The 14,138-nt window shown below is 69.9% G+C and carries 11 protein-coding genes; 5 read left to right on the forward strand and 6 right to left on the reverse strand.

The features are described 5' to 3' along the window. Window positions 1-141: 141 nt before the first annotated feature. Together KO481_RS33905 and KO481_RS33910 are read left to right on the forward strand one after the other, a co-directional pair. On the forward strand, window positions 142-2,310 hold the full coding sequence (locus tag KO481_RS33905) for an ATP-dependent DNA helicase UvrD2 (protein ID WP_245401931.1): 2,169 nt from the start codon (window positions 142-144) through the stop codon (window positions 2,308-2,310). Window positions 2,311-2,932: 622 nt separating this feature from the next. Next, window positions 2,933-3,199 carry a WhiB family transcriptional regulator gene (locus KO481_RS33910; RefSeq protein ID WP_215922600.1) on the forward strand — a complete coding sequence of 89 codons (267 nt, stop codon included), beginning with the start codon at window positions 2,933-2,935 and terminating at the stop codon, window positions 3,197-3,199. Between the two features lie 105 nt (window positions 3,200-3,304). Here the strand turns inward: KO481_RS33910 and KO481_RS33915 are convergent, their stop codons facing one another. Continuing rightward, window positions 3,305-4,651, reverse strand: a complete 1,347-nt coding sequence (locus tag KO481_RS33915; RefSeq protein ID WP_215922601.1) for an ABC1 kinase family protein — start codon at window positions 4,649-4,651, stop codon at window positions 3,305-3,307. A 131-nt stretch (window positions 4,652-4,782) separates the two neighbouring features. Next, window positions 4,783-5,469, reverse strand: coding sequence for an SDR family oxidoreductase (locus tag KO481_RS33920; RefSeq protein ID WP_215922602.1), 687 nt, complete (start codon window positions 5,467-5,469; stop codon window positions 4,783-4,785). Between the two features lie 76 nt (window positions 5,470-5,545). On the opposite strand from KO481_RS33920, the gene KO481_RS33925 reads away from it, so the two are divergent. Next, window positions 5,546-6,118, forward strand: a complete 573-nt coding sequence (locus KO481_RS33925; protein WP_215922603.1) for a TetR/AcrR family transcriptional regulator — start codon at window positions 5,546-5,548, stop codon at window positions 6,116-6,118. 35 nt (window positions 6,119-6,153) lie between these two features. Here KO481_RS33925 and KO481_RS33930 read toward each other — a convergent pair whose 3' ends face one another. Both KO481_RS33930 and KO481_RS33935 read right to left on the reverse strand, forming a co-directional pair. Further along, complete coding sequence (locus KO481_RS33930; protein WP_215922604.1) at window positions 6,154-7,047, reverse strand: hypothetical protein; 894 nt, start codon at window positions 7,045-7,047, stop codon at window positions 6,154-6,156. Window positions 7,048-7,782: 735 nt separating this feature from the next. After that, a complete protein-coding gene (locus KO481_RS33935; RefSeq protein WP_215922605.1) occupies window positions 7,783-9,039 on the reverse strand; it encodes an ROK family transcriptional regulator in 1,257 nt (418 codons plus the stop codon). A gap of 102 nt (window positions 9,040-9,141) precedes the next feature. On the opposite strand from KO481_RS33935, the gene KO481_RS33940 reads away from it, so the two are divergent. Beyond that, window positions 9,142-10,671 carry a carboxylesterase/lipase family protein gene (locus tag KO481_RS33940; protein WP_215922606.1) on the forward strand — a complete coding sequence of 510 codons (1,530 nt, stop codon included), beginning with the start codon at window positions 9,142-9,144 and terminating at the stop codon, window positions 10,669-10,671. A 105-nt stretch (window positions 10,672-10,776) separates the two neighbouring features. On the opposite strand, the gene KO481_RS33945 is transcribed toward KO481_RS33940, so the two are convergent. Next, window positions 10,777-12,234 (reverse strand): zinc-dependent metalloprotease, encoded by a 1,458-nt coding sequence (locus KO481_RS33945; RefSeq protein WP_215922607.1) that lies wholly within the window; start codon window positions 12,232-12,234, stop codon window positions 10,777-10,779. Between the two features lie 50 nt (window positions 12,235-12,284). Here KO481_RS33945 and KO481_RS33950 point away from each other — a divergent pair, with 50 nt between their 5' ends. Then, window positions 12,285-13,310: a YlbL family protein gene (locus KO481_RS33950; RefSeq protein ID WP_215922757.1), complete on the forward strand. Its 1,026-nt coding sequence runs from the start codon at window positions 12,285-12,287 to the stop codon at window positions 13,308-13,310. Here the strand turns inward: KO481_RS33950 and KO481_RS33955 are convergent. Beyond that, window positions 13,307-13,906, reverse strand: a complete 600-nt coding sequence (locus KO481_RS33955) for a PPA1309 family protein (protein ID WP_215922608.1) — start codon at window positions 13,904-13,906, stop codon at window positions 13,307-13,309. The two genes, KO481_RS33950 and KO481_RS33955, sit on opposite strands and share 4 nt — an antisense overlap. Window positions 13,907-14,138 lie beyond the last annotated feature (232 nt).

The raw sequence follows: 14,138 nt of genomic DNA on the forward strand, positions 1-14,138 counted from the left end.
CATCCGGTGCGAGACTTACGGCCCCCGCACCGGCCCGACAGATCAAATTAAGGACAACCCAGCAGGGCGTCAGTCGGACCCAGAGTCACGACCAGCGCAGGAACACGCCTTACATCATCAATGTCGGACCTCGCTGTCATGATGGAGCCCGTGCCCGCCCCGACCTCCGCCCCGCGCCCCGTGCTCGACGGTCTCGACCCCGAGCAGGCCGCGGCGGTCCGCGCGCCGCGCGGGCCGGTCTGCGTGCTCGCGGGCGCCGGCACGGGCAAGACGCGCACGATCACCCATCGCATCGCCCACCTCGTCTCAGCCGGGCACGTGCGGGCGGATCAGGTGCTGGCGGTCACCTTCACCGCGCGCGCGGCGGGTGAGCTGCGCGCGCGGCTGCGCACGCTGGGCCTGGGCGGTGAGGCAAATACGGTGCAGGCCCGCACCTTCCACGCGGCCGCGCTGCGGCAGCTGCGCTACTTCTGGCCGCAGGTCGTCGGCGAGGTGCCCTGGCGGCTGATCGACAGTAAATTCCCGATCGTGGCCCAGGCCGCGAATCGGGCGGGCCTGTCCACCGCGACCGAGAGCGTGCGAGATCTGGCCGGTGAGATCGAATGGGCCAAGGCCTCGCTCATCGCCCCCGAGGACTACGCCGCCGCGGCGGCCCGCCGGCATCGCGAGACGCCGTACGAGCCGCGTCGCGTCGCCGATGTCTACACCGGGTACGAGGCGCTCAAGACCAGCGCCGAGGGCGTCCTGCTCGACTTCGACGATCTGCTGCTGCACACCGCGGCCGCCCTGGAGGGCTATCCGGCCGTCGCCGAGGAGTTCCGCGGCCGGTACCGCTGTTTCGTGGTCGACGAATACCAGGACGTCACCCCGCTGCAGCAGCGCGTGCTCGATGCCTGGCTGGGCGGGCGCGACGATCTGACCGTCGTCGGCGATGCCAACCAGACCATCTACTCCTTCACCGGCGCGAGTCCGAGCTATCTGCTCGACTTCTCCCGCCGCTTCCCGGAGGCCACGGTGGTGCGGCTCGAGCGGGACTATCGCTCGACTCCGCAGGTCGTCTCGCTCGCCAACCGGGTGATCGGCGCGGCCCACGGCCGAATCGCCGGTACCCGCCTGCAGCTGATCGGCCAGCGCCCCAGCGGCCCGGAGCCGGCCTTCGCCGAATACGAGGACGAGTCGGCGGAGGCCCTCGCGGTCGTTAAGTCGATCGCCCGCCTGCTCGGCACGGGGGTGCCCGCGGCGGAGATTGCCGTGCTCTACCGCATCAACGCCCAGTCCGAGGCGTACGAGCAGGCACTCACCGAGGCCGGGATTCCGTATCAGGTACGCGGCGGCGAGGGCTTCTTCCAGCGCGCCGAGGTCCGACAGGCGGTGCAGGCGCTGCGGCAGGCCGCCGCGCGTGAGGATCTGCCCGATGCGCGCGGCCCGGAGCTGGTCACGCTCGTTCGCGCGGCGCTGTCGCGCCTGGGACTGACGGCCACCGAGCCGAGCGGTGCGCAGGCGCGTGAGCGCTGGGCCTCGCTCGTCGCGCTCGTGCGGCTCACCGAGGAGCTGGCCGAGCAGGATCCCGACCTCGAGCTGGCCGGTCTGCTGCGCGAACTCGGCCTCCGGGCCGAGGCGCGGCACCCACCGACCGTGCAGGGGGTCACCCTGGCCTCGCTGCACGCGGCCAAGGGGCTGGAATGGGATGCGGTGTTCCTGGTCGGCCTGGCCGACGGCACGCTGCCGATCGCGCACGTGTTCGGCGAGGGCGGGGCGGTGGCCGACGAGGCCGCCCTCGAAGAGGAACGCAGGCTGCTCTATGTCGGCGTCACCCGTGCGCGCGAACACCTCCAACTGTCTTGGGCGCTCTCGCGCGGCGGGCGAAAGACCCGGCGCCGCAGCCGATTCCTCAACGGCCTGGTGCCCGAGGATTCGCCCGCCTCGCGGATCGCCCAGCCCGGGGGCGAGCGCCGCGGCCCGAAGCGAGAGCATCCCCGGTGCCGGATCTGCAACCGCCCGCTGCTCGGCACCGCCTCGACCATGCTGGGGCGCTGCTCGCGCTGCCCGGCCGAACTGGATGCCGAGCTGCTGGCCGCGCTGCAGGACTGGCGGATGAAAAGGGCGATCGAGTTGTCGGTTCCGGACTACGCGGTGCTCACCGACGCCACCCTCACCGCGATTGCCGAGCAGCGGCCGGCCGACGTCCATGCGCTGGAAGCGATCCCCGGCATCAGGCAAAGCAAGCTGCGCCAGTTCGGTGCCGACGTACTCGCCATGGTGCGCTCGCGCGAACGCGCGCAAGCCCCCAAAACTGCAGGTGAAAAATAGGTTGTGCGGCCGTGTAAGGCACCCGTAGGGTGGTTTACGTGCACCGGGAGGTCATTCCGTTGCGCACAGTGATCTAACGGACAACGAGTTATGGAGGGAGACAGACCAATGAACGGCATCGTGAACGCCTTTGCCCCGACCGGCCTTGCCGCGTCGGCGATTTCGTCCGTGTCCGTCTCCCGGGGGGTCCTCATGCAGAGGACCGGTCTGTCCACCCGCATCACAAGCGTTTTCGGTGCCGAATTGCAAGCGCCGAAGCGTGTGATCAAAGCGGACAAGCCCCAGCGGAGCTGGCACCCGACGAACACCTTCGTCGGCGCCCATGCAGGTGATTCCGGAGTGAACCCGGCCTACCTGCCGGCAGCCCGCCTCCGCGAGGCAGACCCAGCGACCGTGATCAGGAGTCGACACCGAAGTCGACTCAGGTAGGGGAAACCCCCCACCAGCCTCCTGGCCACGGATCGCAGAAGCGAAACCGTGGCCAATATTTTTAAGGCCTCCAGCCACCGGCACCGGTTTCGCGGAAGAACGCAGTTTCTTCCACACAAGTTGACCGCTGCACGAGCTGAAGGAGCAAGACGTGTCTACCGCGACCGCTTTTCGCGTGACATGCCGTACACCCGTGGCCCCGACTTCCCGCCCTCGCGGAGTCTCGCTCACCCTCCCCTGCCGGGTCGGAAACCCCGACCTGTGGTTCGCCGAGAGCCCTGCGCAGTTGGAAGAGGCGAAGGCACTGTGCGCATCCTGCCCGATCCGCAAGGGCTGCCTGAGCGCCGCCCTGGATCGTGCTGAGCCCTGGGGTGTCTGGGGCGGCGAGATCTTCGAACAGGGTGTTGTGATCGCCCGCAAGCGGCCGCGTGGCCGCCCGCGCAAGGTTACCGTGGCATGAGCCGCCCCGTCTTTCACGGGGGGCATCACCAAACCCCGCATCTGAACCATCAGATGCGGGGCTTCGGCCTTTCCGGGGTGTTCTCGGTATGGGCGGTGCGAAAAATCAACTGGCGCGGAGGTGTTCGGCGTAGCCGGGGACCCAGTCCTGCATCAGCTGCATGAACGGGACCTCCGCGTCGAGCTGCGCGCAGATCCCGATTGATCCCATCAGCACCCGGAAGATCATCGAGTGCTCGCGCGGCAGCTGCAACGACCAGGAGGTGCGCATCTCGGCACTGGTGACGTCGGTGGCCCTGCCCGCGACCCGCTGCATCCATCGGCGAGTGAAGTGGAAGGTGTCGGTGCGAATGGGATCGGTGAAGGGGCGCAGGAAGTTCGAGATTTCCTCGGCGGTGACGGTCTTGCCGGGGATGACCCAGCCGTTGTCGGACATCAGCCGCGTCAGCTCGTCGAATCGGTCGTCGACGGCGAACGCCACCATCTGCCCCAGGATCGGCGGGAAGCCGCCGGGCAGCGGTGCGCACATGCCGAAGTCGATGACCGCGAGACGGCCGTCGGGCAGCATCATGAAGTTGCCCGGATGCGGATCGCCGTGCAGCAGACCGCATGTCGCGGGGGAGGAGAAGTCGAACTCACCCATCAGCCCGGCGACCCGGTTGCGCAGCTCGCGGGTGCCCTCGGGATCCTCGTTGCCCCGCTTGATGATTGCCGACAGCGGGGTAGCGTCGGCGAGCCATTCGGTGACGATCACCTTCGGGGCGCTGGCGACCACCCTCGGCACCAGGATCTGCGGGTGCCCGGCGAAACCCTTCGCGAACGCGCGCTGATTCGACGCCTCGATCCGGTAGTCGAGCTCCTCCTCCATGTGCTCGCTGATCTGGGCGAGGACGGGCTTCACGTCCGAGGCCTGCAGGATGCTCGCGATGGCCCCGCCCATGCGGTTCAGAGTCTTCAGGTCGGCGCGCAGCGCCTCGTCGGCACCCGGATACTGCACCTTCACCGCCACCTCGCGCCCGTCGGACCACACCGCCCGATGCACCTGGCCGATGCTGGCCGAGGCGGCCGGCTGCTCGTCGAAATCGCGGAAGCGCTTGCGCCAGCCGGTGCCGAGCTGCTGATCCAGCATCCGGTGTACCGAGGCGGTGGGCATCGGCGGGGCCGCGGCCTGCAACTTGGTGAGCGCCTCGCGGTAGTGCTCACCGAATTCCGGCGGCACCGCGGCCTCCATGACCGACAGCGCCTGCCCGAATTTCATTGCGCCGCCCTTGAGCTCGCCCAGGATGGAGAACAGCTGCTCGGCGGCCTTCTGATTCAGCTGCGCGTTGATCTCCTGCTTGTCGCCCCCGGCGAGCTTGCGGCCGAAGCCCACGGCGGCCCGCCCCGCAATGCCCAGCGGAATTTTCGCCAGCTTGGCATTGCGCGACGAGCGCCGACTCACAATCTCTGACACCTCCCCATCATGGCGGACGTACCGGCCGGTGTGCCATGAGAATTCGCTAAATCCGGACCGCGTGGCGTGGGTCACAGTCCCGCTGTTCGCGGGGCCGGACACCGCGCTCGCGTGGGCCGGATCGGCGGATCTCAGGCTACGGTGAACCCGCCGTCCACGGGCAGGATCGAGCCGGTGACGTATTCGGCGTCGATCAGATAGCCGATTGCGGTGGCCACGTCCGCCGGGCTACCGACGCGCCCGGCGGGCACCTGCTGCCCGGCCGCGGCGAACTGAGCCTGGCGCTGGTCGGTGGGCAGGAACGACCACCAGGCCGTGTCCACGACGCCGGGCGCTACGACGTTGACCCGCACCGGCGCCAGTTCGGCCGCCAGCGGCGGGACGATCCGCTCGATTGCTCCGTTGACCGCGGCGAACGTGACCGTCCCCGGAATGGCCGCGCGGGCCGAGGAAGCGGACACCATGGTGATCGAACCGGTCACCTGCGCGCGCTGGATCGCGAACAGGTAGCCGAACAGTTTGCCGTCGAATCCGGTGCGCAGATCCGCCAGGTCGATCTCGCGCAGCGGGCCGATGCCTACCGCGCCGGGGCTGAAGGCCAGTACCAGGTGATCGATGCTGCCCATCCGCTCGAAGAACGCCGCGACCTGTTCCTGCGAGGCGCCATCGACCGCCTCGGCGGCGTGCACCCGGTCCTTCACCGCGGCCAGCTTCTCCGGATCGCGTCCGGTGACGGTGACCTCGTGGCCCTGTGCGGTCAGTCGTTCCGCGGTGGCCAGTCCGATGCCGGCGGTGCCACCCATGATCACGATGCGCATTGCGCGTCTCCCTCTACTTTCAATACGTTGCGTCTCGATAGTATTTCGAACCGTGGCGTCTTGTAAAGTGGTCGCCATGGTTGGTGACAAACCGCTCGGACGCCCCCGCAGCGAGGACCGCCGTCGCGCGATCCTGGCCGCGGCGGTGGACGAGCTACGGGAGCGGGGCTATGCGGCCCTGACGATCGAGGGCATCGCGGCCCGCGCGGGCGCGGGCAAGCAGACGATCTACCGCTGGTGGCCCTCGAAGGCCGATGTGGTGCTCGAGGCGCTGCTCGACGCGGCCGACTCGGCCATTGCGGTTCCGGACACCGGATCGCTGCCGCAGGACCTGCTCGCCTTTCTGGAGGCCACCTTCCAAGAGCGCGGCCAGCGCCCCGTGCTGGTCGGCCTGATGGCCCACGCAATGCTGGATCCGGTGTTCGCGCAGGGGTTCCGGGATCGCTTCCTGTTCGCGCGGCGCGCTGTGCTGCGGGAGATCTTCGATCGGGCGGCGGCGCGCGGGGAGATCGCGGCCGGCATCGACCCCGAGCTGTTGATCGACGTCGTCTACGGCGTGCTGTGGTATCGGCTGCTGCTGGACCACGCGCCGCTGGACGACGCGGCCGGGCGCGATCTGGCCGATCTGGTGCTGCGGGCCGTGCGCTGAGGATCGTGCCCCAACCGCTCGCGCATCCCCGAAGGTCACGATCGGACGGTGCCCGTCCCACCGCGCCCGGTCGGCGCGCCGATCGTGCGGCAGCCACAGGCCGCGTGAACGGGCCAGTGCCGCTTGTCGATTCGGAGCGAGTCGGGGTCCAGCTCCAGCGTGGCGCCGAGGGTGAGCGGCGGGCGTGCGGCGATGCCGTCCAGGACGGTTTCCACGTCCCGCAGCACCAGGGCGGTGGCCGCGGTGATGGTCGCGGCCGAGCCGTGTCCGATACGGCCCAGCAGCTGAGCTGCCAGATGCGGCCAGTCGTGGTCCAAATCGCCGCGGGTCAGGTCGGCGCAGCGCAGGCAACTGGTGCCGCCCGGCAGCACCATCGGACCGACGATTCCGCGACCGTCCCGCATTCGCACCTGTAGGTGGGGAATCCGGTACAGCACAAGGTCGTTGGCCAGGATCGGATCGGGCACCAGCGCATCGGCCAGGATCACCAGATCTGCCGACCAGCCCGCGACCGTCGCGGCGGCGAGGTAGCCGCGGGATCGGGTCGGGCGCAGGCCCAGGCGCCGCACACCCGCGGCAATGGCCTCGGACAGCGGCCCGCGGCCGTGTATGTGGATCCGGCGCACTCGTGGGGGAGTGGCAGGTGATCGCGGATGTGTCAGCAGTCCGGCGGCATCCAGGTCCGCCAGGATCTCGAGGGCCGCGGTCGCGCCGATGCCCAAACCGTCCGCCCGCCAGACGATCTGGGGATGGCTGTGCAGCCCGTCGAGCAGCCGCAGGAACTCGGCCACCGTCTCGGCGGCGATTCCGGGCGGCTCCAGCACCATCGCGCGCTCGGGGTCCCATCCCAGCTGCACGACCCCGGACGGCCTGCGCAGCACCGTGACGCGGGGATGCAGCATCGGCCCACGCGGGGAAGTGCCACTCATGCCTCCACCTCGCTGGCGCTCGGCTCCGGCATGCGCGATGCACGCTGTGTTATTGGTTCGCTCCGCTGCGCTCCGCTCATGCCTCCACCTCGCTAGCGCTCGGCACCGGCCCTCCACCTCGCTGGCGCTCGGCTCCGGCATGCGCGATGCACGCTGTGTTATTGATTCGCTCCGCTGCGGTCATGCCCGCGCCCCGCGAGTGCGTGCACGGCGGTGCGCCGGCTGCCGGGCGCGATCGCGGCCTGGATACTCCGTGATCTCCTGGGCGACAATGGATTCCACCTGGAAACAGGTCGAGATGGCAGGGGCGGGCGAGGGCATCGCACCGCGAATCCCGCCTGCGATCGGTGCACGGTTGGTCATGGATGCAGTGTGCCCGCGGCGGTGTGCGGGACGGCCGGAACAACCACCGGTTATCCACAGGCGGACCGGTCGTCCACAGGGCAATTCGGCCGGGTGAGATGTTATCCAGGCCCCGCTCGCGGGCGTCTTCTCGCCGACTTTGCGGACTCGAGATACCCGGGGGACCACAATTTTCCGACTGGGCCTCGATCCGGGTGCGACAAGCGGCGCGGCGGCGGCCTGCATCATCGACGATGCCCGATCCAGTCGCGGATCCGACCGGCTTGGTCCGGATCCGGGTGCGACGCCCCCGTGGTGGCATTCGTGCACTCGACTTGGTCCAGGGTGCGACGCCCCTGTGGTGGCATTCGTGTGTGGTGGACCAGACTCGGTTCAGCCGGCGGACCCGGCCGCGACATCGGCCGGGAGCGGCGGCACCGTCGCCGGGTCGGAAAATACCGCGCGGCGGGCGAATTCGATCACCCCGAGCAGGATCGCATCCTCGCCGAGCAGCGCGCGGGTGACGTCGAACTCGATGGCCGGGACCAGTGCCCGCCGCCGGGACAACTCCCGGTCGATGGCCGGGTGCAGGTGCGTGAACCACTGTGCCAGTAGGCCGCCCAGCACGACCTCATCCACGTCGAGCAGCGTGGCGACGGCCAGTACCGCCGCGCCCAGCGCCCGCCCGGCCGTCTCGAGGGCGGCCAGTGCGGCCGGATCCGCGGCGTCCACGGCAGCGGCGAACCGCGCCAGGGCCCGCTCGAGTCCGCCCTGCTCCAGCACAGCGCCCAGCCCGGCCGCGGTGAGCACGGCCTCGGGCCCGGCGTAGCAGACCAGGCAGCCGCGCGCGCCGCAGGAGCAGTCCGGGCCGTCCAGGGCGACGGGCATATGGCCGGGCTCACCGGCGATGCCGTGGCTGCCGGTGTGGATGCGTCCGTCCAGTACCACGCCGCCGCCGATGCCGGTACCCGCCTCGATGTAGACCAGCCCGCGCGGACGCTGAGGGTGCGCGTGATACTCGGCCAGGGCCGCGGCGTTGGCGTCGTTGATGACGTCGAGCGGGCAGTCCGCGTCGGGCAGGGCGGCGGCGATGAGCGTGCCCAACCGGACCTCCTGTAGCCAGCCGAAATCCGTTGCCGCGATCACGGTTTGGTCCACCCCGACCGGACCGGCCATGGCGATGACCAGGCGTGCGAGTTCCGCGTCGGGGAACTGTGCGATGGCCGCCCGTGCCCGCCGCACCGCGGCGGCGACCGCGTCCGCGATGTCCTGCGGCACCCCGGGGGCGCTGCGGTGCGGCACCGACTCGCGCCAGACGATCCTCCCGGCGAGATCGGCGACGGCTACCCGCAGCTGCTCCAGGCTGATCTGCACCGCGACCGTCAGCGCCCGCTGCGCGACCATGCGGAGCAGCCGCCGCGGCCGTCCGCGCCCCGCGCCGTGCCGTACCCCGTCCTCGCGCACCAGCCCGCGCACCGCGAGATCGGCGACCAGCCCGGTCACCGAGGCGTGCGACAGGCCGGTGGCCGCGGCGATCTCGGTGCGGGCGCACGGCCCGTTCGCCGCGATGTGCCGCAGCACCAGCCCGAGATTGCGCCGGCGAACCGCGGCGGAATCGCTGGGCGCCGCGGCCGGTGACGAGTTCTCCACATCGATCAGACTAGGCTCGGAGCTAATTATTTCAACCATTGACATATTTATCGCGAGGTCGCAATACTGCGGTGACCAGTACCCGACGAATCGAGGTCATCCATGTCGGCAGTTCCGCTCTCTCGCCGCTCGCTGCTGCTCGGGGCCGGGTCCATGGCCATGGCCGCGGGCTGCTCGAGCGGCACCTCGACCGCGTCCGACACCGTCCGTACCGCTCTCGGACCGGTGCGGGGCAACCGCCGCTTGACCGGGTTCGCTTTCCTGAACATCCCCTACGCGGAGCCGCCCGTCGGGGCACTGCGCTTCGCCGCACCGGTGCCGCCCAAGTCCTGGACCGAGACGAAGGACTGCACGAAATACGGTCCGACCGCGCAGATCGAGCAGCTCTCGGCGGTGACGACCATCCCCGAGCCGAGCATCCCCGGCGCCGCGTACCTGAACCTGAACGTCTTCACCCCGGATCCCTCGTCGAGCGCGAAACTGCCTGTGCTGGTGTGGATTCACGGCGGGGGCTTCATCGCGGGATCCCCCGCCAGCCCGTGGTACGACGGCGCCTCGTTCAATCGCGACGGCGTGGTGGTGGTCGTGCTCGGCTACCGCCTGGGTATCGAGGGATTCCTGCACGTGGAAGGTGCACCGGACAACCGGGCGGTGCTGGACTGGATCGCCGGCCTGGAATGGGTGCGCGACAATATCGCGGCGTTCGGCGGCGATCCGGCGAGGGTCACCATCGCCGGGCAGTCCGCGGGTGGCGGCGCGGTGTGGGCGCTGATGGGCGCGCCATCGGCGCGGTCGCTGTTCCGGGCCGGAATCAGCGAATCGGGTGCGCTGACCCAACCCAACGACGCCGAGACCGCGGCGGCGGGCGCCGCGGCGTTCACGCAGGCCACCGGCGTGCCCGCAACCGTTGCGGCGCTGCGGGATCTGACCCGCGAACAGCTGCAGCAACTGCAGGACAAGCTCCCGCAACCCGGCGTCGGCGCGAATCCGTCCGTGCTGCAACTGGCTCCGGTCGCCGACGGCACGCTGATCCCCGAATCGTCCGCGGCCATGCTGAATTCGGGCCGCAGCGCCGATGTCCCGTTGCTGATCGGATTCACCCGCGACGAATTCAATATGATCGCCGCGAAGGTCACGGATGCGACGGCCCCGACCATGTTGTCCGCCATGGGAATCGACGCGGCCACCGAAAACGCCTACCGCGCGGCGTATCCCGGCCTCACGACTCCCCAGCTGGTCGGACAGATCGGCAGCGATCTGGTGCTGCGCGGCCCCGGCTACCGAGTTGCCGAGGATCACGCCCGCCGCGGTCGCCCCACCTGGCTGTATGAATTCACCTGCGGCTCAACCGCTTCCGGGCCATACCACGGCATGGCCGCACATTGCCTGGACATTCCGTATGCCTTCGACCTGCTGTCCGCCCCGAACGTCAGCACCGTCGAGGGCGACAATCCGCCGCAGGCCCTGGCCACGGCCATGCACAAGGCGTGGGTCGAGTTCATAACGCATGGCGACCCCGGCTCCGCCTGGCCGCGCTACACCCTGGACAAGCGCGAAACCATGATCTGGGACGACAACTCACACGTGGCCCAGGATCCCTTCATGGCCCAACGCCCGTTGTGGACCCACTGAGGCGCGACCTCCCGGCGGCGCTGTCGAGCATTCCACGTGGCACACCGTCGTTCCGGCGTGACGAGCGAACGTCGCGATGACGCTGCACCGCAACCCTTTCCGCGGCTACTCGGCAGCGTCGTCCTTGCCCGGCTCGGAGTCCGCACCGGGCTGAGCATCCTTGTCTTTCGCCTCGCGCTCCGCACGCTCGCGGGCCTCGGTCTCGGCCAGTTGCGCCAGCGGATCGTCGAATTCGCCGGTGCCGCCGCCGATCACGCCGTCGATGAAGCCGGCCGGGCTGTCCAGGTCCGCGGAACTGGGCAGCAGGTCGGGGTGAGCCCAGACGGCGTCGCGCACCTCAATGCTCGCGTCCGTGGTGAGGCGGCGCCACAGATCCGCCGCCTCGCGCAGCTTGCGCGGACGCAGTTCCAGCCCGACCAGGGTGGCGAAGGTCTGCTCGGCAGGACCGCCGGTGGCGCGGCGGCGGCGCAGGGTCTCGGCCAGCGCCCCGGCGCCGGGCAGCCGGTCGCCGACCGCCTCGGCGACCACGACCTGCACCCAGCCCTCGATCAGCGCCAGCAGCGTCTCGAGCCGATCCAGCGCGGCCTTCTGCTCCGGGGTGGTCTGCGGCTCGAATGTGCCCTGGGACAACAGTTCCTCGAGCTTGGACGGATCGGTCAGCATCATCGGATCGATGCCCTGGGCGGCCTGTTCGATGGCCGAGAAGTCCATGCGGATGCCGCGGGCGTAATCCTCGACCGCGCCCAGCACCTGCTGGCGCAGCCACGGCACGTGCCCGAACAGGCGCTGATGGGCGGCCTCGCGCGCGGCCAGGTACACCAGGATCTCGCTCTCGGGACGTTCCAGCCCCTTGGAGAATTCGGTGATCGCGGCGGGCAGCAGGGCCGCGGTGCCGCCGGGGCCCAGCGGCAGGCCGATATCCGTGGAGGTCAGCACCTCACCGGCCAGCTCCCCTAGGGCCTGGCCCAGCTGCGAGCCGAACGCCATCCCGCCCATCTGGCCCAGCATGCCGATCATCGGCCCGGCGACCTGCCGGGCCTCCTCCGGCAGGGTCTGGGTCCACATGCCAGAGACCTGCTCGGCCACCGGGTCGCACAGCCGCTTCCAGGTCGGCACCGTCTCCTCGATCCAGTCGTTGGCCGTCCAGGCCACCGTCTTGGTCGCGCCCGCGGGGAGCGTGGTCGCGGCGTCGAGCCACAGCTCGGCCAGGTGGGCTGCGTCGGCGACGGCCTGCTGGGTGCTCGCCGAGACCGGCGGCACGCTCGCACCGAGCTGCTGGCGGGCCAGCCGCTTGGCGATGTCGTAGTTCACCGGACCGGCCTGCGCCGCGCCCGGCTGACCCATGGTGGAGAACATCTGCCCCAGCTGTGTGAGCATCTGCCCCAGCTGGGAGGGATCGAAGTTCTCCCCGCCCATGGCGAATCCGAAGGGATTGCCCGCGGCCCCGAAGGGATTGCCGGAGTCGCCGATGGGATTGCCCGCGCCGGAACCGCTCTGATCGTCGCGACGCTCGCGGTCGTCGTCGTCATCGTGGTTCGAGAATCCGAAGGGCACATCACTCATACCCTTAGGCTACGCGGGTGCCGGGGACCCGAGCCGCTACCCTGGGCCGGGTGAATCGCCGGATCCTCACCCTGCTGGCCGCCCTGGTGCCGGTCCTCGTGCTCGGTATCGTCGGCAGCGCCGTCACGGTGCCCTTTGTCGCTCTCGGCCCCGGTCCGACCTTCAATACGCTAGGCGTGGTCGAGGGCAAGCAGGTCGTGGACGTGCAAGGCGCGCCGGTCCATCCGACGTCCGGCAACCTCAATATGACCACCGTGTCCGTTCGCGACGGGCTGAATATTTTCGAGGCGTTCGGGCTCTGGGCCGACGGAAACTACGGTCTGGTGCCGCGCGCGGAGGTGTATCCGCCCGGAGTGCCGCGCGACCAGGTCGACAAGTCCAACAAGCAGGACTTCAAGAACTCCGAGGACAACGCGGAACTGGCCGCGCTGCACTATCTGAAGTACCCGACCGTGGTGCAGCTGGAGACCGTCGCCGACGATGCCCCGGCCAAGGGCCTGCTGGACAAGGGTGATCAGCTGATCAGCGTCGACGGTAAGCCGGTGGCCACCTCCAAGGATGTGGTGGCCGCCGTGCAGGGCCTGAAGCCCGGCACCGAGGTGCCGTTCGTGGTGCGCCGCGGTGACGCCGCGCAGACCGTCACGGTGAAGCTCGGCGCCCGCCCCGATGACGCGTCCAAGGGGTATCTCGGTGTGACGCCCGCCGAGGTCGCGCAGGGCCCGATCAAGGTGGACTTCAACCTGGCCGACATCGGCGGCCCCTCGGCCGGACTGATGTTCAGCCTGGGCCTGGTGGACAAGCTCAGCAGCGGAAAGCTCAACGACGGCAAGTTCATCGCGGGCACCGGCACCATCGACCCCGACGGCAAGGTCGGCCCGATCGGCGGCATCCAGTACAAGATGATCGCCGCGCACGACGCCGGCGCGCAGACCTTCCTGGTCCCCGCCGACAACTGCAACGAGGCCCGCCAGCGCACGCCGAAGGGCCTGCAGCTGGTCAAGGTCGACAGCCTCACCACGGCGATCGACGCCCTCAACGACATCGACGCGGGCAAGCCGGCGCCCAGCTGCGGTTAGAAGTCCTCCGAGTCGTTCTCCAGGGTGTGCGCCAGGGCCTGCACCAGATTCGGCGCCAGGTTCGGGGCGGTGCGCAGGTCGATGTCGTTGCCGAAGGGGTCGTCCTCGTCCTCCTCGGGGCGGATCTGCAGCAGGCACAGCGAGACGCCCTCGCGCAGCACCCCGGCGAACAGGCGCGCGTCGCGGCGGCCGGGGTGGGTGATGGCCGCGTCGCGGGCCGCGCGATCGGCGGCGTCGCGGTCCGCCAGCAGGGGTGCGATGGCGTCGTCGAGAGTCTGCTCGGCATCGGGCGGCAGCACCACGATCTGCTGCACCAGCACACAGCCCCGCACGGCCTCGGGCCAGCTGGTCGTGGCCAGGAATTCGTCGAGCGCCAGCTCGCCGGTCACGTCGTCGGGAAACGGTTCCTGCGCAATGGGAGTCAGCTCCGCGCCCTCGTCGAGCTGATCCTCCAGACCCGGCTCCGCGGCCACCAGATCGGCCGTGGGTACCAGGGCGAACATCTGCGGCGGCCGATCCCACCCCTCCGCGTCGGCGAACTCCGCCACCTCGCGTATGCAGCGGTACAGGGCCGATTCCGGGTTGTCTACGGTCACGCGCGGTGAGTCTAAGGGGCTGCGGGCGCGGCCGGGCGACCTGGTCGCCCCGAACACGCCCGATCCGCTGACAGCGAATCCGCACCCGTCCGGCGAGGGAGATCGCTGCACAATGCTCGTATTTCCGTAGAGTGGGGCCGAGCGGTCCGAACGGACCACACGCAACGTATGCAACTGCGGTGCGACGAGCGCGAACTCGCGCCCGCCGACGCCGCCGGACCAGGGAGAGTGT

Origin of the sequence: Nocardia albiluteola (assembly GCF_018860155.1) — a bacterium.
Taxonomy (GTDB): Bacteria; Actinomycetota; Actinomycetes; order Mycobacteriales; family Mycobacteriaceae; genus Nocardia; species Nocardia albiluteola.